We start from the raw sequence: 22,212 nt of genomic DNA, 5'->3' as shown, positions 1-22,212 counted from the left end.
TGGCGTCTGTCATGAGCGCACGGCAGATTGGTACACATGACGTCACCCGCGCCCGTGCTCCGGATGGGAAGCGCCGCCGGACGGGGTACCCTCCTGGCGGCGGTCCTCGCCTCCGGGATGGTCTTCCTCGACAGTACCGTGGTCAACGTCGCCCTGCCCCGGCTCGGCCGTGACCTCGACGCCGACGTCGCGGGTCTGCAATGGACCGTCAACGGATACCTGCTGATGCTCGCCGCGTTCGTGCTGCTCGGCGGGGCGCTCGGGGACCGGTTCGGCCGTCGGCGGATCTTCCTGGTCGGGGTGGTGTGGTTCACGCTCGCCTCGGTGCTGTGCGGTCTGTCCCAGGACACCAGTCACCTCGTCGCGGCCCGTTTCCTCCAGGGCGCGGGCGGGGCGCTGCTCACTCCCGGCTCGCTGTCGGTGCTCCAGGCCAGCTTCCACCCCGACGACCGGGGCCGGGCGATCGGCGCGTGGAGCGGCCTGTCCGGCGTGTCCACCGCGCTCGGACCCTTCATCGGCGGGTGGCTGATCGACGCGCTCTCCTGGCGGTGGATCTTCTTCCTGAACGTGCCGATCGCCGTCGTCGTGCTCCTCGCCGCGGTGCGCTGGGTGCCGGAGAGCCGGGACGAGGCGGCATCGCGGACCCAGGGGCCCGGCCGCCGGCACCGCCGGTTCGACGTGGCCGGCGCGCTGCTCGGCGCGGCCGCCCTGGCCGGCATCACGTACGCCCTGATCGACGCCCCGGTCCGCGGCTTCGACTCCCTGCCGGTGCTCGGCTCGGCGCTGGTCGGCCTGCTCGGCGCGGTGGTGTTCGTGCTGGTCGAGCGGCGCCGGGGCGACACCGCGATGCTACCCACCGGGCTGTTCGGCAGCCGCCTCTTCTCGGTGCTGAACATCTTCACCGTGGTGGTGTACGCGGCCCTCAGCGGTTTCACCTTCTTCCTCGCCGTCTACCTCCAGAACGTCGTCGGCTGGTCGGCGCTCCTCACCGGCGTCTCACTGCTGCCGATGACGGTGCTGCTGCTGGTCGGCTCGGCCCGGGCCGGCGCGCTGTCGGCCCGGATCGGTCCCCGGTTGCCGCTGACCGTCGGACCGGTCGTCGCCGCCCTCGGCCTGATCCTGCTGCGCGGTGTCGACCCCGGCGCGTCGTACTGGCGGGACGTCCTGCCCGGGGTGACGCTCTTCGGCGCCGGGCTGACCCTGGTGGTCGCGCCACTGACCGCGTCGGTGCTGGCCGCCGTGGAGGACCGGTTCGCCGGCGTGGCCAGCGGGTTCAACAACGCGGCCTCCCGGGCCGGCGGCCTGCTGGCGATCGCCGCGCTGCCGCTGCTGGTCGGGCTTTCCGGTTCCGCGTACGAGCAGGAGGCCGCGCTGACCGACGCGTACCGGGGGGCGATGCTGTGGTGCGCCGGGCTGCTGGTCGCCGGGGCGGTGCTGGCACTCCTGCTCGTTCACCGGCCGCCCCGTCAGGCGCCCCCGTCGCAGCCCTGTCACTCGCTGCCCGCGTCCACACCGCCCCGGCCCGGCGGGCGCTGACGTCAACGCGCGCTGGGGCCGACGGGGCGTTAAGAAGGGCCCCTTCCTCTACGCCAGGCGTTAAGAAGGGCCCCTTCCTCTACGCCAGGCGTTAAGAAGGGGCCCTTCCTCTACGCCAGGCGTTAAGAAGGGGCCCTTCCTTACACCTGGTGGGCGCGGTTGACGGCGCTGGTGACGGCCTTGATGGAGGCGGTGACGATGTTGGCGTCCACGCCGACGCCCCACACGGTGCGGCCGTCGATGTCGCACTCGACGTAGGCGGCGGCCTGGGCGTCGCCGCCGGAGGAGAGCGCGTGCTCGTGGTAGTCGAGCACCCGTACCGCCACGCCCACCGACTGCAACGCGTTGACGTACGCGTCGATCGGACCGTTGCCGACCGCGGTGACCGAGGTGGCGCCGTCGCCGCGGGCCACCCGGGCGTCGATCTCGACCTTGCCCTCGACGGTGCCGATCGTGTAGCCGACCAGCGTGACCGCCGGGTCGACCTGGTGGTCGACCAGGTAGTTCGTGGCGAAGATGTCCCACATCGCGCCCGGGTCGACCTCGCCGCCGCCGTGGTCGGTGACCTGCTGGACCACGCCGGAGAACTCGATCTGGAGGCGGCGCGGCAGGTCGAGCTGGTGCTCGGACTTCATGATGTACGCGACGCCGCCCTTGCCGGACTGCGAGTTGACCCGGATGACCGCCTCGTAGGTGCGGCCCAGGTCCTTCGGGTCGATCGGCAGGTAGGGCACGGCCCAGGTGACGTCGTCGACCGGCGTCCCGGCCGCCGCGGCGTCGGCGTGCAGCGCGTCGAAGCCCTTCTTGATGGCGTCCTGGTGGGAGCCGGAGAAGGCGGTGTAGACCAGGTCGCCCGCGTACGGGTGGCGCTCGTGCACGGGCAGCTGGTTGCAGTACTCGACGGCGCGCTTCACCTCGTCGATGTCCGAGAAGTCGATCATCGGGTCGATGCCCTGGGAGAACAGGTTCAGCCCCAGCGTGACCAGGTCCACGTTGCCGGTGCGCTCACCGTTGCCGAACAGGCAGCCCTCGATCCGGTCCGCGCCGGCGAGCAGGCCCAGCTCGGCGGCGGCCACCCCGGTGCCCCGGTCGTTGTGCGGGTGCAGGCTCAGCACCAGGCTGTCCCGCCGGGGCAGGTGCCGGTGCATCCACTCGATCGAGTCGGCGTAGACGTTCGGCATGGCCATCTCGACGGTCGCCGGCAGGTTGACGATCAGCTTGCGGTCCGGCGTCGGGTCGACCACCTCGATGACCTTGGTGACGACCTCCAGCGCGTACTCCAGCTCGGTGCCGGTGTACGACTCGGGGGAGTACTCGTAGTGGATCTCGGTGTCCGGGGTGTGGATCTCCGCGTACTTCTGGCAGAGCCGCGCGCCCTGGGTGGCGATGTCGGTGATGCCGTCCCGGTCCAGCCCGAAGACCACCCGGCGTTGCAGCGTGGACGTGGAGTTGTAGAAGTGCACGATCGCCCGCCGGGCCCCGCGCAGCGATTCGAACGTCCGGTCGATCAGGTGCTCCCGGCACTGGGTGAGCACCTGGATGGTGACGTCCTCGGGAATCAGGTCCTGCTCGATCAGCTGCCGGACGAAGTCGAAGTCGGTCTGGCTGGCCGAGGGGAAGCCGACCTCGATCTCCTTGTAGCCCATCTGCACCAGCAGCTGGAACATCCGCCGCTTGCGTTCCGGGGACATCGGGTCGATGAGCGCCTGGTTGCCGTCGCGCAGGTCGACCGCACACCAGCGCGGGGCCGTCTCGACCCGACGGGTCGGCCAGGCGCGGTCCGGCAGGTCGATGCGGAACTGCTGGTGGTACGGCTGGTAACGCCGGAACGGCATCCGGCTGGGGCGCTGCCGGGCGATCGGATCGGTGTCGGTGGTGCCGGCTGGGTGAGCCATGGCGGAGTGCTCCCGTGGTCATGTGACGTCAGCGTTGGTGGTCGGCGTCGGTGCCGGGTCGGCGCGCCGGTGGTCGGCGTCGTGCCGGTGGTCGGCGTCGGTGCCGAGCGAGAAGTCCTCTGGCGGTGCTGGGCGGCGCGGTTCGACTCCGCGACGAGGTGCCGGCCGTCAGGCCTCGTCGCGGCAACCAAGGAGGAGGTACGCCTGCCACATGACAGAGTCACCCTACGTGGTGGGACGGGGTGTGGGAACCCCGGTCCGCAGTTTGAGACGGGGGGAGTGTTGCCGGTCAGGCGAGAAGCAGTTCGCCGAGAGGCCGGCGCCGGCGCAGGCCGATCTCACCCGGCAGCAGGTCGGCGGGGAGGCTGAGCGGGTCACCGAGCTGGCCGACCGCCACCACGACCGCCGGCCGTACGTCGGCGGGCAGGTCCAGGTCGGCGGCGAGGCCGTCGTGGTCGAGGTCCCGGAGTTGGCGTACGTGCAGGCCGAGGGCGGTGGCCTGGACGGTCAGGTGGGCGACCGCCTGACCCAGGTCGTACGCGGCGCAGCCGGTCGGGTCGGCCTCCGGGGCGAGGTGGGCGGCGAGCACCAGCATCGAGGCGCGGTTCACCCACCGCTGGTCGGCGGCGGACAGGTTGACCACGATTCGTTTCCAGATCTCGTCGTCCCGGTGTCCCGGCGCGAACCGCCACGGCTGGCGGTTGCCCGCCGACGGGGCCCAGCGGGCGGCTTCCAGCAGGGCCGACGCCTCACTCGGGGTGACCCGCGCGGCGGGGTCGAAGGACCGGGGACTCCAGCGGAAGGCGAGCAGCGGAGTGAGGTCAACCATGGGGGAAGCGTCCCGTATGGGCGATTCATCCTTTCGGAGGGGGGCACTGAGCGTGGCCAAGAGCACACGTAACCGATCGGTGGTCAGGACGTTTCGGAGCTGAACTCCGGCTCCGGGGTCGCCACCCCCAGCGGCTCCCCCTCCACCACCGGACCGGCGAGCTGGACGGTCGCCGGGGGTGGCGCGGGCGTACCGGTCAGGAGCAGCGTGCCGAACGCGGTGCGGACCGCGGTCGGCGTGCCCTCCGGGTCGTAGCAGTAGATGCCCGGATCCAGCGGGGCGGTGATCGACGCCGAGGTCGTCTCCACCGAGTAGCAGGTGCCGGTCGCGCCCGGCGGCGGCTGCGCGGGGGACACCGCCAGCGGCGACCTCCGGTCGGTGAGCACCCCCAGCCAGTCGGTGAACGGGTGCTGCACCCGGGGGTCCAGCCGACGCGGCACCGCGTCGTCCGGATCGCCGAGACGGAGACAGGTCGATGGCTCCGGCCGGCTCGCCGACGGCAGCGAGCACTGGAACAGGCCGTCGGCGGTGGCCGCGAACGACACGTCCGCCGTACCGCCGAGGGCGCCGCCGGGAACGTCGACCCGCCAGCTGCCGTCGGTCGCGCTGGTCACCACGACCGTGCGGTCCGCCGCGTCCGGAACCCGCAGGGTGTACGCGGCGACCAGGTGCCGGTCCTGCGCCGCCGCCGCCAGCCCGGCCAGCTCGTCCCGCGCGGCGTCCGCCACCACCGGCGGCTCCGCGGCGCTCGGGGTCGGTGCCGCCGCCGGTTGGTCCGGTGCGCAGGCGGCGAGCAGGGCCGGCAGGCCCAGCGCCAGCGGTACCGCCAGCCATCGGGCCCCCCGCCCGGCCCCGGGTGTCGCCGGCGCGGTTCCGGCCGGGCGGCTCGACGCGGGCGGGTGGATCGGCTGCGGCGGGGCGGCCGGGGGTGAGGCCGCGCCGGCCGGGCGGAGGTGGACGCGCATCCGCACATTCTCGCCGTCGCCGGACGCCGGTGGGCGGCGGTGGCCCCCTACCGTCCCGGCGTGTCCCGGCGCGTGGACGACCTGTCCCCGGCGGTGTGAACGCTGGGTGACCAGTGTGTCCCCGGTCACTGCGCCCGCGCCGCCGAAGCCGGATGGTGGGATCACCCGACCCGCCGGATCTGGGCGACCGATACCCTGATGGCGTCTGACACGCGCCGCCGGCCTTCATCCGGCGGCGTCGGCACGCTCAGGGTCGCTGGGAGGGAGTGCACCGTCGTGGCACTCGTGGTGCAGAAGTACGGCGGATCCTCCGTCGCCAATGCCGAGCGGATCAAGCGGGTGGCGGAGCGCATCGTCGCCGCGCGAAAGGCCGGTGACGACGTCGTGGTGGTGGTCTCCGCCATGGGCGACACCACCGACGAGCTGCTCGACCTGGCCAACCAGGTCAGCCCGCTGCCGCCGGGCCGCGAGCTGGACATGTTGCTCACCGCCGGGGAGCGGATCTCGATGGCGCTGCTGGCCATGGCGATCCACAACCTGGGGTACGAGGCACGCTCGTTCACCGGTTCGCAGGCCGGCGTGATCACCACCTCGGTGCACGGCCGGGCGCGGATCATCGACGTCACGCCGGGCCGGCTCAAGGGCGCGCTCGACGAGGGCTCGGTGGTCATCGTCGCCGGCTTCCAGGGTGTCTCGCAGGACACCAAGGACGTGACCACCCTCGGCCGGGGCGGCTCGGACACCACCGCCGTGGCGCTCGCCGCCGCGCTGCGCGCCGACGTGTGCGAGATCTACACCGACGTGGACGGCATCTTCAGCGCCGACCCGCGGATCGTGCCCAACGCCCGGCACATCAAGAAGATCACCTACGAGGAGATGCTGGAGCTGGCCGCCTGCGGCGCGAAGGTGCTGCACCTGCGCAGCGTCGAGTACGCGCGGCGCGCGGGGTTGCCGATCCACGTCCGTTCGTCATACTCGACCAACACCGGCACCATGGTCACCGGATCGATGGAGGACCTTTCCGTGGAACAGGCGCTGATCACCGGGGTCGCCCACGACCGCAGCGAGGCCAAGATCACGATCGTCGGGGTGCCCGACGAGCCGGGTGCCGCCGCGAAGATCTTCGACACCGTGGCCGGTGCCGAGATCAACATCGACATGATCGTGCAGAACGTCTCCACCGAGGGCACCGGGCGCACGGACATCTCCTTCACCCTGCCGAAGACCGACGGTCCGACCGCCATGGCCGCCCTGAGCAAGATCCAGGAGACGGTCAAGTTCAAGGGCCTGCTCTACGACGACCACGTCGGCAAGGTGTCGCTGATCGGCGCCGGGATGCGCTCGCACCCGGGTGTCGCGGCCGGTTTCTTCGCCGCCCTCGGCGCGGCCGGCGTGAACATCGAGATGATCTCCACCTCGGAGATCCGGGTCTCCGTGGTCTGCCGGGACACCGACCTGGACGCCGCCGTCCGCGCCATCCACGACGCCTTCGACCTCGGCGGCGACACCCAGGCCGTCGTCTACGCGGGAACGGGGCGGTAGCCCGGTGACGTCGCTGCCCACCCTGGCCGTGGTCGGCGCGACCGGTGCCGTCGGCACCGTGATGTGTGAGCTGCTCTCCGCCCGGAAGAACGTGTGGGGCGAGATCCGGCTGCTCGCCTCCGCCCGGTCGGCGGGGCGCGTGGTGCGCTGCCGGGGCGAGGAACTGGTCGTCCAGGAGTTGACCGAGGACGCGTTCGACGGCGTCGACGTCGCCATGTTCGACGTGCCGGACGAGGTCTCCGCGCGGTGGGCGCCGGTCGCGGTGCGCCGAGGGGCGATCGCGGTGGACAACTCCGGTGCCTTCCGGATGGACCGGGACGTCCCGTTGGTGGTCCCGGAGATCAACCCCGAGCAGGTCCGCAACCGGCCCAAGGGCATCATCGCCAACGCGAACTGCACCACCCTCGCGATGATCGTCGCGGTCGCCCCGCTGCACCGCGAGTACGGCCTCCGCGAGCTGGTCATCTCCTCGTACCAGGCGGTTTCCGGGGCGGGTCAGGCCGGCGTGGACGCGTTGCACACCCAGCTCACGAAGATCGCCGGCGACCGGGTGCTCGGCTCCCGCACCGGTGACGTCCGGCAGGCGGTCGGCGACGAGCTGGGTCCGTTCCCCGCCCCGCTCGCGCTCAACGTGGTGCCCTGGGCCGGCTCGGCCGCCGACGGCGGCTGGTCGTCCGAGGAGATGAAGATGCGCAACGAGTCGCGCAAGATCCTCGGCCTGCCCGACCTGAAGGTCTCCGCCACCTGCGTACGGGTTCCGGTGGTCACCGGCCACTCGATCGCCGTGCATGCCGTCTTCGCCACCGAGGTCGCGGCCGAGGGCGCCCGGGAGGTGCTGCGCAACGCGCCGGGGGTGATCATCGTGGACGATCCGGCGGCCGGGGAGTTCCCGATGCCGATCGACGCCGTCGGCACCGACCCGTCCTGGGTCGGCCGCATCCGCCGCGCCCTGGACGATCCCCGCGCCCTGGACTTCTTCGTCACCGGCGACAACCTGCGCAAGGGCGCCGCCCTCAACACCGCCCAGATAGCCGAACTCCTGTCCAAGGAACTGACCCGCTGATCCCGGGTGCGACGGGCTGGGCGGGGCTAGGCGGGGGCCAGGCGTACGCCGTCCCGGCCCTGGCGTTTGACCTGGTAGAGGGCCTGATCGGCGCGGCGGAGGGTCACCTCGGGTGACTCGCCGGAGCGGGGCAGGGCGACGCCCACGCTGATCGTGCGGCCGGTGCGCCGGGCCGCCTCGGCCAGCCGTTCGGCGATGCGGACCGCCTCGTCGGGGCGGCTCACCTCGATCACCGCGACGAACTCGTCGCCGCCGATCCGGTACAGCTCGTCGCCGTGCCGCAGCGCGCCCTCCAGGGCCCGGGCCAGGCCGACCAGCACCCGGTCACCGGCCTGGTGGCCGTACGTGTCGTTGACCGTCTTGAAACCATCCACGTCGATGGCGAGCAGGGCGGTACGCCCCGGGGTGGCCGCGGCGATGCGTTGCCCGAACGGGCCGGTGTGCCGCAGCCCGGTCAGCGGGTCGGAGCTGGCCTGCTCGCGGAGCCGGGCCACGGTACGCAGCAGGTCCAGGGCGCTCCACGCCTGTCCGGCGAGCAGTTCGATCAGGTTGACCGTGGTCGGGTCGGGGCGCAGCAGCCGCTCGTCGGCGACCAGCAGCAGCCCGCCGCCGTCGGGTGGGCCGACCGGGACCGCCACCAGGGTGCGTACCCCCGCGCGGGCCAGCGGCGCGTGGTCGGCGGTCGGTGGGTGCCCGGCCTCGCCGAGGGTGTAGCCGGCGCCGTTGCGGTGGGCGCGACCGATCATCCGGCCCAGCGCGGCCGGGCCGGCCTCGGTCAGTTCGGCCCGGATCCGGGACTCCAGTTCACCCGGGACGGCGGTGGGGCCGCCCAGCCGCGGGGTGTCGCGGTCGGCCAGGATCAACACCGCCGCGGCGAGCGTCGACACGTCCCGGGCGGCGGCGATGGCCGCGGTCAGCAGGTCCCACTCGGTCGGCGCGCCGGTGAGGGCGGCGGCGTGCCGGAGCAGTTTCTCGCTGCGGCTCTCCGCGGGCGGCCCGCCCAGGGCGACGATCCGGGCGCCGAGGCGGGCGGCGAGGCGCTCGGCGACGTCCCGCCAGGCGTCCAGGTCGGCCGGTGCGCACCACTGGAGGTCCAGCACGCCGATCGGACGACCGGCCGGGTCCAGCACCGGTACGCACACCTCGGCCGTGACGTCCGGCCGGATCGGCAGGTAGTCGGGGTCGTCCGCGACGTCGGCGACGACGGCGGTCCGGCCCGACGCGTACACCCGGCCGACGATCCCGGCCTTCGGCGGCACCGTGGCGAACACCTGCCAGGACCCGGTGGCGGCGACGCAGCGCAGCCGGTCGTGGACCTGGAGCAGAACGGAGATGGTGGCCGGGGCGTGCCGGGCGAGCGCGGTGACGGTGTCCTGGCACGCCTCGACGGCGGTCGACGCCATCGGCAGGCGGACCGTCACGTCACGGATGACTCGCTGAAGATCCACGGCACGTCGTTCCAGGTCGGGAGGCACCCGGCCGGTGCCGGGTCGCCGATCAAGGGTAACCAGCGCCGCGGGGTACCACCGCCCACCAAGATCGAATGCTTGTTCGTACACATGTTTCATCCACAGGGTGTGGACGCGGCCTGTGGGTTACCGCTCGCGGCGCTAGCGTGGAGGGTCCCGAGCCGCAGGAGGCGCGATGCTCATCGCCCAGCTCAGTGATCCGCACGTCACCACCGGAGTGCTCGGGGCCGAGCCGGCCGCCGGCCTGCACCGCGCCCTCGGCCGGATCCTCGCGCTGAACCCCCGCCCGGACTGCGTGGTCGTCACCGGCGACCTGGTCGACCGCGGGCGTCCCGACGAGTACGCGGCGCTGCGCGAGATCATCGGCCGGTTCCCGCTGCCGGTCCACCTGGCCGCCGGCAACCACGACGACCGGGAGTCGCTGCTCGACGCGTTCGGCGGGACGCCCTGGCTGGGTGGCGGCTTCTCGGCGTACTACCACGTCGACCACCCCGCCGCGACGATCGTGGTGCTCGACTCGCTGGTGCCCGGGTCCAGCGGTGGGCGGCTCGGCGAGGAACAGCTCGGCTGGCTCGACGGTGTCCTCGCCGGGCGGCCCGAGGTGCCCGCCGTCGTGTGCCTGCACCACCCGCCGGTCGCGGTCGGCATCCCGGCCGCCGACACGATCCGGCTCGCCGACTCCGACGCGCTCGCCGAGGTGCTCGCCCGGCACCCCCACGTGGTACGCGTCGCCGCCGGTCACCTGCACCGGCCGGTGACGACGGCGTTCGGCGGCACGGTGCTCACCGTCGCGCCGAGCACCTGGAAACAGGCGACCCTGACCATGGTCGAGGACGAACGGGTCGGCTGGGTGGCCGAGCCGACCGCCCTGCTGCTGCACCGCGTCGACCCCGACGGCTGCGTCACCCACCTGGTGCAGGTCAGTCACGCCGCCGGCATGACCTGCGGCTTCTGACGCCAGCGGTCGGAGTCGGCGGTGCGGGAGATCTGGTACGTCGCGTACGGGTCGAACATGTACGCGGCCCGGCTCGGCTTCTACCTCGCCGGTGGATGCCCGCCCGGCGGGCTGCGGACCTACCCGGGGTGCCGGGACCCGCGCCCGCCGAGCCGCACCCGACCGGTCACGCTGCCCGGTGGGATCTACTTCGCCGGCGAGTCCCGGGCGTGGACCGGTGGGATGGCCTTCTACGACCCGGGGCTGCCCGGCGCGGCGGCCGCCCGGGCCTACCTGCTCGACGTCGGCCAGTTCGCCGACGTCGCGGCGCAGGAGATGCACCGGGAGCCCGGCGCCGACCTCGACCTGGTGGACGTGGCGGTGGCGAGCGGGCGGGCGACCCTGGGCCCCGGCCGGTACGAGACGTTGATCTGTCCGGGGCGACTGGACGGGATCCCGCTGCTGACCTTCACCGCGCCGTGGACGGCCGCGGACGTGAAGTGGCGGGCCCCGGCCCCGGCCTACCTCGCGACGATCGCCCGTGGACTGCGCGAGGCGCACGGCTGGGACGTCGACCGGATCGCGGGCTACCTGCTCGACCGGCCGGGCATCGCCGGCACCTGGGAGCGGGAGAGCCTGGCCCGCTCCCTGCGGACCCACCTGGACGGGTGAGCCGGACCGTCGACATTCTCCGGTCACCTGACCGTATCCGCAGGTCCACCGCCGCTCCGGTCGACTGGCGGCGGTTCGGATGAGAGGCTGTCCCCGACGCGGGCGGCGGTCCCCCACCGTCGCCACCCGTACCGAACCTGTCGACGGCGCGGACCGGCCCGGCGTGACCCATCGCCCGGCCGCCCCGCGTCGGATTCCCACGAGGAGATCCATGTCCATCCCCGGGATGCGTCGGGCCGCCATCGGCCTGACCGCGCTCGCCGTGGCCGCGTTCGGCGCGGTCACCACCACCCCCGACGAGGCGGACGCCCGGCCCAAGCCGGTCGACGTCAAGCTGCTCGCCCTCAACGACTTCCACGGCCACCTCGAACCGCCGACCGGTTCCAGCGGCGCCATCGCCGGCCAGCCGGCCGGTGGCGTCGAATACCTCGCCACCCACCTGGCGGAGCTGGCCGAGGCCGGCCGCAAGAAGAACACCATCACCGTCGCGGCCGGCGACCTGATCGGCGCGTCCCCGCTGCTGTCCGCGGCGTTCCACGACGAGCCGGCCATCGAGGCGCTGTCGCTGGCCGGCCTCGACTACGCCAGCGTCGGCAACCACGAGTTCGACGAGGGCGCCGCCGAGCTGCTGCGCATCCAGAACGGCGGCTGCCACCCGGTCGACGGCTGCGCCGACGGCACCCCCTACAAGGGCGCCGGCTTCCAGTACCTCTCCGCCAACGCGTTCAAGACCAGTACCGGCAAGCCGCTGCTGCCCCCGTACGCCATCCACAAGGTGCAGGGCGTCAAGGTCGGCTTCATCGGCATGACCCTGGAGGGCACCCCGCAGATCGTCAGCCAGCAGGGCGTCGCCGGGCTGACCTTCGCCGACGAGGCGGTCACCGCCAACCGGTACGCCCACGAGCTGCGCCGCAAGGGCGTGGAGGCCATTGTCGTGCTGCTGCACGAGGGCGGCACCCAGGCCGGGGCCGGCGGCATCAACGACTGCGTCGACTTCACCGGCCCGGTCGTGGACGTGGTGAACCGGATGGACCCGTCGATCGACGTGGTGGTCAGCGGGCACACCCACCAGGCGTACAACTGCGAGGTCAACAACAAGCTGGTGACCAGCGCCAGCTCCTTCGGTCGCCTGATCACCGACATCGACCTGAAGATCGACCGGCGCAGCGGCGACGTGCTCTCCGCGACCGCCGAGAACGTGGTGGTCACCCGGGACGTGACCAAGGACGCGCGGCAGACCGCGCTGATCGACCGCTACAAGGAGGTGCTCGGCCCGGTCGCCGGCCGTGAGGTCGGCACCACCGCCGAGGCGCTCGTCCGCGCCCAGGAAACCCTCTTCGGTACGTCTCTGGGCGAGTCGCCGCTGGGCAACGTGATCGCCGACGCGCAGCTCGCCGCCACCGACGACGAGCAGGGCGCGGTCGCGGCCTTCATGAACCCCGGTGGCGTACGGGCCGACCTCGACGCCGGCACGGTCACCTACGAGGAGGCGTTCACGGTCCAGCCGTTCGCCAACAACCTGGTGACCCTCGACCTCACCGGCGCGCAGCTCTACTGCCTGCTGGAGCAGCAGTTCGTCACCGGGCGGACGCTCTACCCGTCGTCCACCGTCGGCTACACGGTCGACCCGAACGGCACCACCGCCCCCACCGCCGACCCGTGCGCCGGCACCCGGGTGGTACCGGGCAGCCTCACCCTGGGCGGCACCCCGGTCACCGCCGACGCCACCTACCGGGTCACGGTGAACAACTTCCTGGCCGGCGGCGGTGACGGCTTCAGCGTCCTCACCGGCGGCACCAACGCCGTCACCGGCCTGATCGACCTGGACGCGTTCGTGGCCTACCTGACCGCGAACTCCCCGGTGTCGGCTCCGGCACTGGACCGCATCCGCACCACCGCCGAGGTCCCCGCGGCCTGATCGGCACCCGCACGGAAACGGGCCCCGGAGCAGCCGCTCCGGGGCCCGCCCCCGTTCCGCCGTCGGTCCGGTCTGCCATGCTGACCCGGTGAGCACGACCTGGCGCCACCTGCCCGCACCCGCCCGGGAGATCGCGGTTACCGCCACCGACGCGGTCGTCGCCGCCCGGGAACAGGACGGCGAGGCGTACGACGTGGCGGTCGGGCGGCTCGCGGCCGCCGACCGGTCGGGGTTGGTCCTCGGCGCGGTGGTCCGGTCCCTGCTGGAGCAGGGGCATCCGGACGGGTTGGCCGGCGACGACGTACGCCAGGTGCTGGAACGGTGCGTGCGCGGCGCCGCGCGGTGGCGGACGGACGTCGACCCGCACGTGGTGCTGGTCCTGCTCGCCGGCGCCCTCGGCCTGTACGACCCGGAGGCCGACGAGACGCCGCCCGGCCCGGCGGCGATCGCCGCGCACGGGCCGCTGCTCGTCACCGACCTGCTGGCGACGACCGGCGAACCGTTCGACGCCCACCTGGCGGCGGCGTTCGCCGAGATCCACCGCACCGAGCTGCACGACTGAGCCTTCGTTTCCCGATCGTTGCCGACGGGGACAGCGGGCCACCGTGGGCCGGCGTTAGTTTGCCGGAAACGACCACGGGGGTGCTCGATGGGCTTTACGACCAGATCCAGACTCGCCGCGGCGCTCGCCGCGCTGACCCTGCTGTCCGGCCCCGCCGGGTGCGGTGCGGGCGACCCGACCGGCCCGGACGGAACGGCCGCGACGGCGGGCGGGAGCCCGTCGGCAGCGCCGGAGAAGCCGGCGCCGGGCGACCACCGCCTGACCATCGAGGGGCGGACCGGCGAGTACGAGCTGCACGCGCCGCCCGGTTACCGGCCCGGACGGAAGACGCCGCTGGTGGTGGCGATCCACTATCGCGGGGCCGACGTGAAGACGATGCGCGACATGACCCGGCTGGACGCCACGGCCGACCGGGAGGGCTTCCTGGTCGCGTACCCGTGCTGCGGCGGCCACGAGGACGTCGGCTTCGTCCGGGCGATGGTGGAGCACCTGGTGCGGACGTGGGACGTCGACCCGGACCGGGTCTACGCCACCGGCATGTCGGCCGGGGGTTCGATGGCGTTCCGGCTGGCCACGGAGGCGCCCGACCTGTTCGCGGCCATCGCCCCGGTCAGCAGCGGGCTCGCCGGCGGCCAGCCGGGGGGCACGGGCGGGCCGGCCCGGTCGGTGTCGGTCCTGTCGTTCATCGGCACCGACGATCGCAACGCCGACGCGCTGGAGATCCGGCTCGTCCAGTGGCGGCGTGAGTACGGCTGCGTGGACCAGCCGCTGGCCTGGGTGGACCGGGCCAAGACCGTCAACCGGGTCGTCTCGACCTGCCCGGGTGGCACCGAGGTCGTCGGCTACACGATCAACGGAATGGGCCACAACTGGCCGGGCGGCGCCGCGCTGGGGCTGGGCGCGCCGGACACCGCGATCAACGCGACCGAACTCATCTGGGACTTCTTCGCCGCCCATCCGCGCCGGGCGGGCTGACCGGGAGGCCGGTCAGCCGTCGCGGCGCAGCCGGCCGGTCTCCGCGCCCTTCGCGTCCAGCAGCACCAGCACGTCGCCGTCCAGTCCCGCCCGCCGGGCCGTCTGCAACCACTGGCCCACCGGCACCGCGTCGCAGCCGATCAACGTCTGCGGGCCGGCGATGGCCAGCAGCGCTCCGTCCGGCCCGGCCACCCAGCGTCCGGACAGGCCGTTGCAGCCGTCCGACCCGCGCCACGCGCCGTCGTCGGTCAGGACGACGTGGGCGGGTGTCGGCCGGCGACCCGGGTCGACCACCGGCAGCCACCGGCCGACCAGCGCGTCCCGGGTGACCGGCGGGAGCGCCGCCGGCAGCGGCGTGGACGGCGCCAGCCAGGCCCGCGCCTGGTCGGTCACCACCGGCGGCGCGGTCCACGCGGGATCCGTGTCCGGCGGTACGGTCGGGCGGGCCCCCGGCGACAGCCGGGCTACCTCCGCGCCCGCGTCGTCGAGGAGCACGCGCACGTCGCCCTGCACCTGGTAGTTGCCTGCCCGGGTCAGCCAGCCGGGCGTACCGGGTGGGCCGGGCGGCCCGCACCGGCCGTCCGCGGCCCCGGAAGCGCCGTTGACGTGGGCGACGAACAGGCCGACCTCGTCCGCCCGCCATTCACCGATGAGCTGCTGGCACCTGCCGAAGACGGTCAGTCCGTCGTCGGCGAGCCGGAGGATCGTGCCGGACTCCACCTCGGCCCCGCGCACCGTCCAGACGCCGATCAGGTCCGTCGGCTCGCCGACGGTCACGGGAGCCTGCTGCGGAAGGGTGCCGGCCGGCGGCCCGTCCCCCGGAGCGGAGCAGGCGGTCAAAGCCAGCGTCAGTGCCGCGAACCCCAGCGCGTACCGACCGTGTCGCATGTGTCCTCCCGTACCGTCGTCACCAGCACGGATTGGACGGCCCGGTCGGGCGGCCGGTTCCCGCCCGGCCCTCGCACGCCCCGCCACTGCGCGGGCCGCTACCGCTCGTAGTCGGATCGGAAGGCACAACTCACGAGCGCCTCATTTCTCTCCGACATAGATATGTCTGACTGACATGAGGCGCCTCCGATCCATCGTCGGCGGTTGCCGGCCACCGACTGACCCGCCGCAGACGGGGGCCCGGGTCAGTCGGTGGGCAGGAGCGGGCGCATGAACGTCCGCTCGTAGCGCACCACACACCCCGACTCCTCGCGGATGCGGTCCGCCGCGACGAACTCCGGGTCGTGGCCGAACCGCGAGCGGTACCGCTCGTAGGCGGCCAGGCTCTCGAAACTGAACAGCGCCTCGGCGCGGTCGCTGGCGCCCTCGGCAGGCAGGAAGTAACCGTGGTGGACACCACCGTGCCGGTTCACCAGTCGCATCCACTCCCGGGCGAAACGTTCGAACGCCTCGATCTGCGCGGGATCGATGGTGTAGTGCAGAACGCAGGTGATCACCGCGACACCATACGCGTAATGTCGTGACGCCGAGCGCCGGCTGAAGCGCCGGCAGCGAAGGGGGGCCGGTGGGCTACGACCTTGAGTGGGCGGATCTACCCGAACCCGCGGCGACCGCGCGCTCCCGCTTCGAAGCCTGCATCGAGTCGGGGGATCTGTGCGGGCACGCTCCGTCATGCCTGGATGCGTACGCGTCGCTGCGGGGTCCCTGTCACCTCAGCCTGAACATCGCCGCCATGGGCTTCTGCCGAGACGGAATGCGCCGCACGGGCATGGTCTACCACGCGACCCCGCGGCCCTTTCCCGATTGGCCGTTTGACGGCGTCGAAGACTGGCGCTCTGCCGATCGGAGCCGTCGGGACGCGTACCACGAAGCCGAACGGGCGGCCTCGGCCCAGACGGTCGCCGGCAGGACGGGTATCCCGGTGTTCAAGCTGACGAGCAACGGTCCGTGGCTGGTCGGGGCGCAGGAGATCGAGGAAGCGCTCGGCTGCTATCAGGGGTCGTCACCGAGCCTGCGGGCGGAACTGGAGCGGGATGACCTGTGGGTGGCCTGGCTCGACTGGCTCAGACAGACCGTCCAGCACGGCGGCTTCACCGTACGGTGACCTACCGTCCTTCCCGGACCGCCCCGCGCTCTCGGCGAGCCGGTCGGATCGGGTGTCGCCCGAGGTCATTCGGCCTCCGGAGGTGTGTCCCGGTCCGGATCGGTCGGCTCGGTCGCGGTACTCCGCTGCGGCACTTCCTCGGCGGTGCGGAGGACGTCGCGGGCGGCGGTCGCCACCGCGCAGTGCGGGGTTCGGCAGATCGGGCACCGGTCGTCCGGGCCCGGGCCCGTGTTGGCGGAGGACGGTACGGGCGATGAGGATCAGCCGGTTACGGATCTGGGGCAGGGACAGGTGCGGTCCGGTCATGGTTCAGCCCAAACCGAGGGTGACGGCGAGTTGGGTGATGGTGGTCGGGGTGCGGGGGTCCCGGGCGATCTGGGCGAGCAGATCCCGAGCGGCGGGTCGTAGGCGGACCTCGGCCGGTGCGATGCGGTCGGCGTCGATCAGGAGCCGGCCGGCGTTGATCGGGTCGTCGGCGTGAAGGTAGGCGCAGGCGGAGTCGACCAGGTGTGCCGCGCGGTGTTCGGGAGCCAACCACCGCCAGCCGTCGCGCCGGACAGCCTTCTCGTGCCAGGTCGCCGCGTTCCGAACGTCGCCCAGCTCGACGGCTACGGCGGTGCGGGCCAGGGCAACCGCAGTGGGTCCGAACCCGGTGCGGTAGTGGTCATGGCCGTCGTTGACGTGGGTGGCCAGTGTCGCGGCCTCGTCGAGCAGGTCCTCCGCAGTGCGCGCATCGGAATGGAAGGCGGCGGCCAGGGCCGCCTGGACGAGCAGCGTGCCGCACAGGGACAGCGCCGGGGGTGGGCCGAACTCGATCACGGGTGGGGCGATGCGGTAGGCGGCGTTGAGCATCGCAGATTTCGCCACTCGTGCCTGCCCGCAGGCGCGTAGCACCTGACCGAGTTGCACTGCTGCGGCGGCCACCAGGACCCGATCACCGGTCGCGGCGTTCATGGCCCGGTCGACGGCCAGCCACGCCAGGTCAGGGTCGCCGAGCTTCACCAGCAAGGAGGCGGTGATCCGGTACGCCTCCACCAGCGGCACCCGGCCCGCGGTCGGATCACCGGAGTGGGTGCGCTCGACGTCGGCCAACAGCTCAGGCAGCAGGTCGGTCAGTTGTGGATAGCGGGCGCGCTGGAAGGTTGTCCAGGCGTGTACGACCTGCCGGGCCACCTGATCGACCGGCAGAGCCGACCGGTGGGCCGCCGGCCTGTCGAGGGGGACGTCGTACCGGGACAGGGCGGCCCGGACCCGCTCGACGCCCTCGCCGCGCCCGCTCGTTCCGGTGGGCTGGGCATCCCGAGCCAGCAGCACCGCCGTGTCGATGCGCAGGACGGCAGCGATCTCCTGAAGCGTCGTCACCTTGTCCAGGGCCCGAACGCCCCGCTCGACCTTGTCCACCCAACTCTTCGACTTACCGAGCCGGTCGGCGAACACCTGCTGCGACAACTTGCGCCGCCCCCGCCAGTACGCCACCCGCCGCCCGACCGGCAACAGCTCAACGCTGCCCACGACGCCACCACCGATCCGGCACCGCCCGGGTGGTCTCCTCCGCCGGTATCCGATCCGCCTCAGCCTCGGCGAGAAGCCGCCGCATGGCCCCTTCCCGCTCGGCGGCCTGAATCTGCTCGCCCCGGCTCACCGCCGGCTCGTCACCATCACCCGGCATCCCCACCTCCGTCAGCAGCCGCACGGCGGCAAGTTCGGCCGTCGCCTGTACACACTGACGTCCGGATGCCGTCGGCTGCGACGGCACAAGATGCGACAAGACGACCACATCGGTGACGACATTAAGGCGACATGACGCTATCGTGACGGTCATGACCGCCCCCAACACCGCGCTGCGCGCCGTCCGTACCGGGATGCGGATGAGCCAGGACGACTTCGCTCGCGCCCTCCAGGCCGCCGGTCACCGTGTCGGCGAGCCCAACGACGCCAACAAGAGACTCGTCCAGCGATGGGAGTCCGGCGCGATCGCCGCACCGCGCCCCGTCTACGCCCGCGCGCTGGAGGTCGTCACCGGCCTACCCATATCGCTGCTGGGCTTCGCCGCAGTGCCCGGCGGTCACGTCGCCGATGACGAGCACGGTGGCCACGACCTGACATCTCCCATTTCCAACCTGGCCACGCCGACGCCGACGTCCAAGCCCACCACGGTCCACAGGTCGTACGAGGGCGTGTGGCTCAGCCGCTACCAGTACTACTCCAGCGGTCGGGGGGACTCCTTCGCCGGGCAACACTTCGTCGTGATGCTCCAGCACGGAGACAGGCTGACCGCGCGCAGCCTGCCTGGATCGGCGTCCTCGTCTCTCTCGCTGGACCTGACCGTGGACGGTCCTGTTGTCACCGGCACGTGGGTGGAGCAGACCGACCCGACCGGCTACTACCGGGGCGCCCGTTACCACGGTGCGATCCAGCTCCTGGCCGAGCCCACGGGTCGACGGATGGCCGGGAAGTGGGTCGGCTTCGGCAAGGACATGGACGTCAACACCGGGCCGTGGGAACTTGTTTTCCGCGATGCATCAACCGCCAAGGCGACGCTCGACCGTTACAACACGCTGGCTACGTAGCGCACTGCTGCCCAGGAGCTTTCGACATCTCGACGAAGCACCTGTCTCCGCGTTCGCCAGCCCGCCGCTGTCATCGTTGCGGTCAGTAGCAGCGCTGCCGCAATAGGCTGTCGATCGTGCATGGGTTCACCGATGTCGACCGCCAGTCCGACCCGGACGCGTGGGTCGGCCTACTCGACCGGCTCGCCAAGGAGCCTTTCTACCGGGCATATCAGCAGCGGGCCCGCGAGTTGCTTCACCCGACGCCCGGCCGTCGCTACATCGAGGTTGGCGCCGGCACAGGGGCAGGCGCAGCCCATCTGAGAGACGAACACGATGTCAGCGTGGCAACCGTGGATCGCTCGCTGACCATGGCTGCTGCCATGCAGGCCCGCGGCCTTCCGCAGTGTGTCGTCGCCGACGCCCATCAACTACCGTTTCGCGCTGATTCCTTCGACGGGGCGTGGGCCGATCGCACCTTGCAACATCTCGCCGATCCCCACGCCTCGGTTGAGGAACTCGTCAGGGTCGTACGGCCAGGCGGTCGCATCGTCCTCGCGGACCCCGACTACGACACCCAGGTGCTCGACATCGCCGACCAAGATCTGGCGCGGCGCGTGCTGAGGTTCCGGGCTGATTTCCTCCTTCGCAACGGCACCCTGGCACACCAGCATGCTGGCCTTCTCGCCACACACGGCCTGGTCGACGTCACCGTCGAGCCCCGAACGCTACTGGTTCGAAACCCGACCGCCGTCGACAATGTTCTTGGCCTCCGCAGTTGGGCTGCTACGGCGGTCAAACGCGGAGAACTCGAACCCGCCGAAGCTCGTGCGTTCGAAGACCAGTTCGACGAGGCCGTCAAGGCACGCCGGTTCACCTACGCGGTCACCTTCTTCCTGACCTCCGGCACCGTCACGTGAGATAGCTGTCCGATACCCCTGCTCGCCACCATGCGAGGAGCCGACCCTCGCGTGTGTCGCCGTCGATGGGGTCGCTTGTTTCTACCCCTTCTGCTGCTTCCCTGCTGCCGTCGGCGAGCCTAGGTTGATCCGCAGCAAGCGAACTGAGGGGCGCACATGGGCGAGGGCGATGCCGCATCGATGGATGTCGCCGAGCGTCTGACGACCAGGCGGCGAGGCCTGTTCCGGAAGGTGGTCACCCGCGAGGCCGTGGGTGTCGGCGACCGTGAGACGGTCGTACGGTGGCTGCGCGGGCTCCATCAGGAAGAGAACCAGACGGTGGTCATCCACCGGCCATGGGGATCGATTTGTGTTGTCGCCGACGGACGTGCCCCCACTGACGTCATGGTGACCGACGGCGACCGGATGTGGTACGCGGCCCGCCCGGGTAGCGGTCTCCCGCAGAAGCTTCCCCAACTGTCCCCAGACCAGGTCGAGCACGTCATGCTCGACGCTCTGACCTCAGACACCCCACCTCGATGGCCAGAGTGGCGGGAATTCTGACTCGCTCAAGCGCCCCGGCGAGAGCCTGCGCCAGCTACTGCTGCACGAAAGCGTAGAGGGCACATCCATCGATTGGATGTGCCCTCTTACCTCTGGTCGGGGTGGCCGGATTCGAACCGACGACCTCTTCGTCCCGAATGTTGATCGAGTATGTGGCTGAGTCGTAACCGCTGTCGTCCGTTGCAGATGTTCGTGGTTTCCACACCATCGCGTGTCCGTCCTTGGCGCATGTTGACAGGTGTCTTGCTGACGTTCTGCTGACTCCAGCCTCGCTTGGCGCGTGCTGCTCGGCCGTGCCCGCCAAGTGACGTTTGTCGGATAGCCGACGAAATCGGGCGGACTTCGTCAGCCCCGGCAATGCCGTAACGTGGACCTCGTGTTTCCCAGCTTGCAGTACACCGACTTCCACAAGTTCCTTGTCAGTGTTGGTGGGCTAACAGCCGGAGTTGGCATTGCTATACCCGTTTTGTTGCTGCGAAGTCAGAATGTTCTGACCACGTCCCAGAAGCAGTTGTCAGAGTTGCCCCCCGAAGCGCAGTCGGCCATCCGCCTTCAGCAGAAGCAGATGACGCTCCTACTGCATTCGTGGCCCTACGTTACGGGGTTCCTAGTCGTCTCTGGCCTTTGTCTTGTTGTATGGGGCGCAATTTCTTGGAAGAAGCAACAAACGCGCACGGATAGCCGCGAAGTCGCAGAACTAGCCAAGCTGGAAGCTGAGAGGGAAAAGACCTATCAGGAGACTTTGCTCCTGCTGCGTGAGCACCAAGAGCCTCCTGAGGAGGCAGAGAAAATTCTTGAAGAGAAAATAGGGGAAGAGGAACTGGGGAGTGCGGAGGAGAGCGAAGCCTCCGATGAGCTGTCTAGCAACTCCCACGGCCCGAGTGAGCCGGTACCTTCCGAGCCTCTAGTTCGAACTCTGAATCCCGCAGTAGTTACTCTAGGCGCCCCGGCGATCAGGGCGCGGGGGCGAGCTGTGATGGACGGAATAATCGAAGCATTTGCGACGGCTTTCGGGAAGGGAGCCGACATCGTGCCCGACGTCCGGCTCGGCGGAACCCACATGGACGCCGTGATCACATCCAGGTTGGAGCATATTCCGAACCTTGTCCTTGACGTTCGGTTGGCTGATGGCAACCTCAATAATGTCAGGAACCGCATGAACGAGGCGATTGTCTGGGCGATCCGAGCGCGACGGGTAGGAAGAAAACAGCTAGGGACCAATGTCGTACCGGCAGTCTTCCTGGTGGTCACAGACTCGGTTCTGACTGGACAAAAGTCGCTATTCGGTGACGTTGCGCCCAGTCCTCGATTCCAGAAAGTTGTTCGATTTGCGTCTGACATCCTGGAGGAGGTTGCAGACGTTGAAATTCCGTTGAATGTCGTGATCGCAGAAGTCTCGTCGATTACGCCAGCAGCGCTTCTGAAAATCGACTGGAGAACGACTGGGGCTCGCGTCATCGCTCTCCCTGTAAGCGATAACCAAAAGGATGCGCTCTAAGTCGAATCGTCCGTGCATTATCGTTATACCTTTTGCCGCCGGGTCGATCACTGCGGTAGGGGTGAGGTCGTTGTCGAGCCTCAACCGCGCTGCCTGGAGTTCTGCGAGCGGGGCTAGGGGCGGCTAGGAGTACCGAGCCGTGTCGGGGAGAATGTGGGTGTGACGACGACGCCAGATCCGCAAGCTGAGTGGTGGACGACTTCTGACGTGGCCGCCTACATCGGCGTCCAGGTCGCCACCGTGGTGACGTACCGCAAGCGGGAGCAGATGCCGGCACCCGACATGACGG

At 71.0% G+C, this 22,212-nt stretch carries 21 protein-coding genes; 13 read left to right on the top strand and 8 right to left on the bottom strand.

Annotated elements, in window-relative coordinates; translation table 11 throughout:
* Positions 1-36: 36 nt before the first annotated feature.
* Positions 37-1,536, top strand: coding sequence for an MFS transporter (locus tag D7223_RS22455; RefSeq protein ID WP_120730388.1), 1,500 nt, complete (start codon positions 37-39; stop codon positions 1,534-1,536).
* Positions 1,537-1,676: 140 nt separating this feature from the next.
* On the opposite strand, the gene leuA is transcribed toward D7223_RS22455, so the two are convergent.
* The 3 genes from leuA to D7223_RS22440 form a co-directional block, all read right to left on the bottom strand.
* The gene (gene leuA, locus D7223_RS22450; protein WP_120730387.1) at positions 1,677-3,431 is read right to left on the bottom strand and encodes a 2-isopropylmalate synthase; all 1,755 of its coding nucleotides are present in this window, start codon (positions 3,429-3,431) and stop codon (positions 1,677-1,679) included.
* Positions 3,432-3,720: 289 nt separating this feature from the next.
* Positions 3,721-4,260, bottom strand: a complete 540-nt coding sequence (locus tag D7223_RS22445) for a nitroreductase family protein (RefSeq protein ID WP_120730386.1) — start codon at positions 4,258-4,260, stop codon at positions 3,721-3,723.
* An 83-nt stretch (positions 4,261-4,343) separates the two neighbouring features.
* On the bottom strand, positions 4,344-5,225 hold the full coding sequence (locus D7223_RS22440) for a hypothetical protein (RefSeq protein WP_238162164.1): 882 nt from the start codon (positions 5,223-5,225) through the stop codon (positions 4,344-4,346).
* A 276-nt stretch (positions 5,226-5,501) separates the two neighbouring features.
* Between D7223_RS22440 and D7223_RS22435 the strand changes: the two genes are divergently transcribed.
* Both D7223_RS22435 and D7223_RS22430 read left to right on the top strand, forming a co-directional pair.
* Entirely contained in the window at positions 5,502-6,767 is a 1,266-nt protein-coding gene (locus tag D7223_RS22435; protein WP_120730385.1) for an aspartate kinase, read from the top strand.
* Positions 6,768-6,771: 4 nt separating this feature from the next.
* Positions 6,772-7,830 (top strand): aspartate-semialdehyde dehydrogenase, encoded by a 1,059-nt coding sequence (locus D7223_RS22430; protein WP_120730384.1) that lies wholly within the window; start codon positions 6,772-6,774, stop codon positions 7,828-7,830.
* 26 nt (positions 7,831-7,856) lie between these two features.
* Here the strand turns inward: D7223_RS22430 and D7223_RS22425 are convergent, their stop codons facing one another.
* Entirely contained in the window at positions 7,857-9,233 is a 1,377-nt protein-coding gene (locus D7223_RS22425) for a GGDEF domain-containing protein (RefSeq protein WP_420330339.1), read from the bottom strand.
* A 241-nt stretch (positions 9,234-9,474) separates the two neighbouring features.
* On the opposite strand from D7223_RS22425, the gene D7223_RS22420 reads away from it, so the two are divergent.
* From D7223_RS22420 to D7223_RS22400, 5 genes are all read left to right on the top strand, one after another.
* Complete coding sequence (locus D7223_RS22420) at positions 9,475-10,254, top strand: phosphodiesterase (RefSeq protein ID WP_120730382.1); 780 nt, start codon at positions 9,475-9,477, stop codon at positions 10,252-10,254.
* Between the two features lie 21 nt (positions 10,255-10,275).
* Positions 10,276-10,905: a histone deacetylase gene (locus D7223_RS22415; RefSeq protein WP_120730381.1), complete on the top strand. Its 630-nt coding sequence runs from the start codon at positions 10,276-10,278 to the stop codon at positions 10,903-10,905.
* Between the two features lie 211 nt (positions 10,906-11,116).
* Positions 11,117-12,823, top strand: a complete 1,707-nt coding sequence (locus D7223_RS22410; RefSeq protein WP_120730380.1) for a bifunctional metallophosphatase/5'-nucleotidase — start codon at positions 11,117-11,119, stop codon at positions 12,821-12,823.
* 88 nt (positions 12,824-12,911) lie between these two features.
* Positions 12,912-13,385: a hypothetical protein gene (locus D7223_RS22405; RefSeq protein ID WP_120730379.1), complete on the top strand. Its 474-nt coding sequence runs from the start codon at positions 12,912-12,914 to the stop codon at positions 13,383-13,385.
* 87 nt (positions 13,386-13,472) lie between these two features.
* On the top strand, positions 13,473-14,360 hold the full coding sequence (locus D7223_RS22400; protein ID WP_120730378.1) for a CE1 family esterase: 888 nt from the start codon (positions 13,473-13,475) through the stop codon (positions 14,358-14,360).
* A gap of 12 nt (positions 14,361-14,372) precedes the next feature.
* Here D7223_RS22400 and D7223_RS22395 read toward each other — a convergent pair whose 3' ends face one another.
* Positions 14,373-15,248, bottom strand: coding sequence for an META domain-containing protein (locus D7223_RS22395; RefSeq protein WP_120730377.1), 876 nt, complete (start codon positions 15,246-15,248; stop codon positions 14,373-14,375).
* A 245-nt stretch (positions 15,249-15,493) separates the two neighbouring features.
* Positions 15,494-15,805 (bottom strand): NIPSNAP family protein, encoded by a 312-nt coding sequence (locus D7223_RS22390; protein WP_120730376.1) that lies wholly within the window; start codon positions 15,803-15,805, stop codon positions 15,494-15,496.
* Between the two features lie 68 nt (positions 15,806-15,873).
* On the opposite strand from D7223_RS22390, the gene D7223_RS33685 reads away from it, so the two are divergent.
* The gene (locus D7223_RS33685) at positions 15,874-16,413 is read left to right on the top strand and encodes a hypothetical protein (protein WP_238162163.1); all 540 of its coding nucleotides are present in this window, start codon (positions 15,874-15,876) and stop codon (positions 16,411-16,413) included.
* Between the two features lie 309 nt (positions 16,414-16,722).
* Here the strand turns inward: D7223_RS33685 and D7223_RS22375 are convergent, their stop codons facing one another.
* Together D7223_RS22375 and D7223_RS22370 are read right to left on the bottom strand one after the other, a co-directional pair.
* A complete protein-coding gene (locus D7223_RS22375) occupies positions 16,723-17,925 on the bottom strand; it encodes a helix-turn-helix domain-containing protein (protein ID WP_238162162.1) in 1,203 nt (400 codons plus the stop codon).
* A complete protein-coding gene (locus D7223_RS22370) occupies positions 17,912-18,235 on the bottom strand; it encodes a hypothetical protein (protein WP_147252667.1) in 324 nt (107 codons plus the stop codon). Before D7223_RS22370 ends, D7223_RS22375 begins: the two co-directional genes overlap by 14 nt.
* Here D7223_RS22370 and D7223_RS22365 point away from each other — a divergent pair.
* From D7223_RS22365 to D7223_RS32560, 4 genes are all read left to right on the top strand, one after another.
* On the top strand, positions 18,225-18,983 hold the full coding sequence (locus tag D7223_RS22365; RefSeq protein ID WP_120730374.1) for a helix-turn-helix domain-containing protein: 759 nt from the start codon (positions 18,225-18,227) through the stop codon (positions 18,981-18,983). The genes D7223_RS22370 and D7223_RS22365 overlap by 11 nt on opposite strands.
* Positions 18,984-19,099: 116 nt before the next feature.
* Positions 19,100-19,882: a methyltransferase domain-containing protein gene (locus D7223_RS22360; protein WP_120730373.1), complete on the top strand. Its 783-nt coding sequence runs from the start codon at positions 19,100-19,102 to the stop codon at positions 19,880-19,882.
* Between the two features lie 156 nt (positions 19,883-20,038).
* Positions 20,039-20,425, top strand: a complete 387-nt coding sequence (locus tag D7223_RS22355; RefSeq protein WP_120730372.1) for a hypothetical protein — start codon at positions 20,039-20,041, stop codon at positions 20,423-20,425.
* A 376-nt stretch (positions 20,426-20,801) separates the two neighbouring features.
* The gene (locus D7223_RS32560) at positions 20,802-21,923 is read left to right on the top strand and encodes a hypothetical protein (protein ID WP_147252668.1); all 1,122 of its coding nucleotides are present in this window, start codon (positions 20,802-20,804) and stop codon (positions 21,921-21,923) included.
* Positions 21,924-22,212: the final 289 nt, after the last annotated feature.

Origin of the sequence: Micromonospora endolithica, from assembly GCF_003626595.1 — a bacterium.
In the GTDB taxonomy this organism is placed as follows: Bacteria; Actinomycetota; Actinomycetes; order Mycobacteriales; family Micromonosporaceae; genus Micromonospora; species Micromonospora endolithica.
The sequence above is the reverse complement of the archived record's forward strand: the minus strand, read 5'-3'. Positions and strand labels throughout refer to the sequence as shown.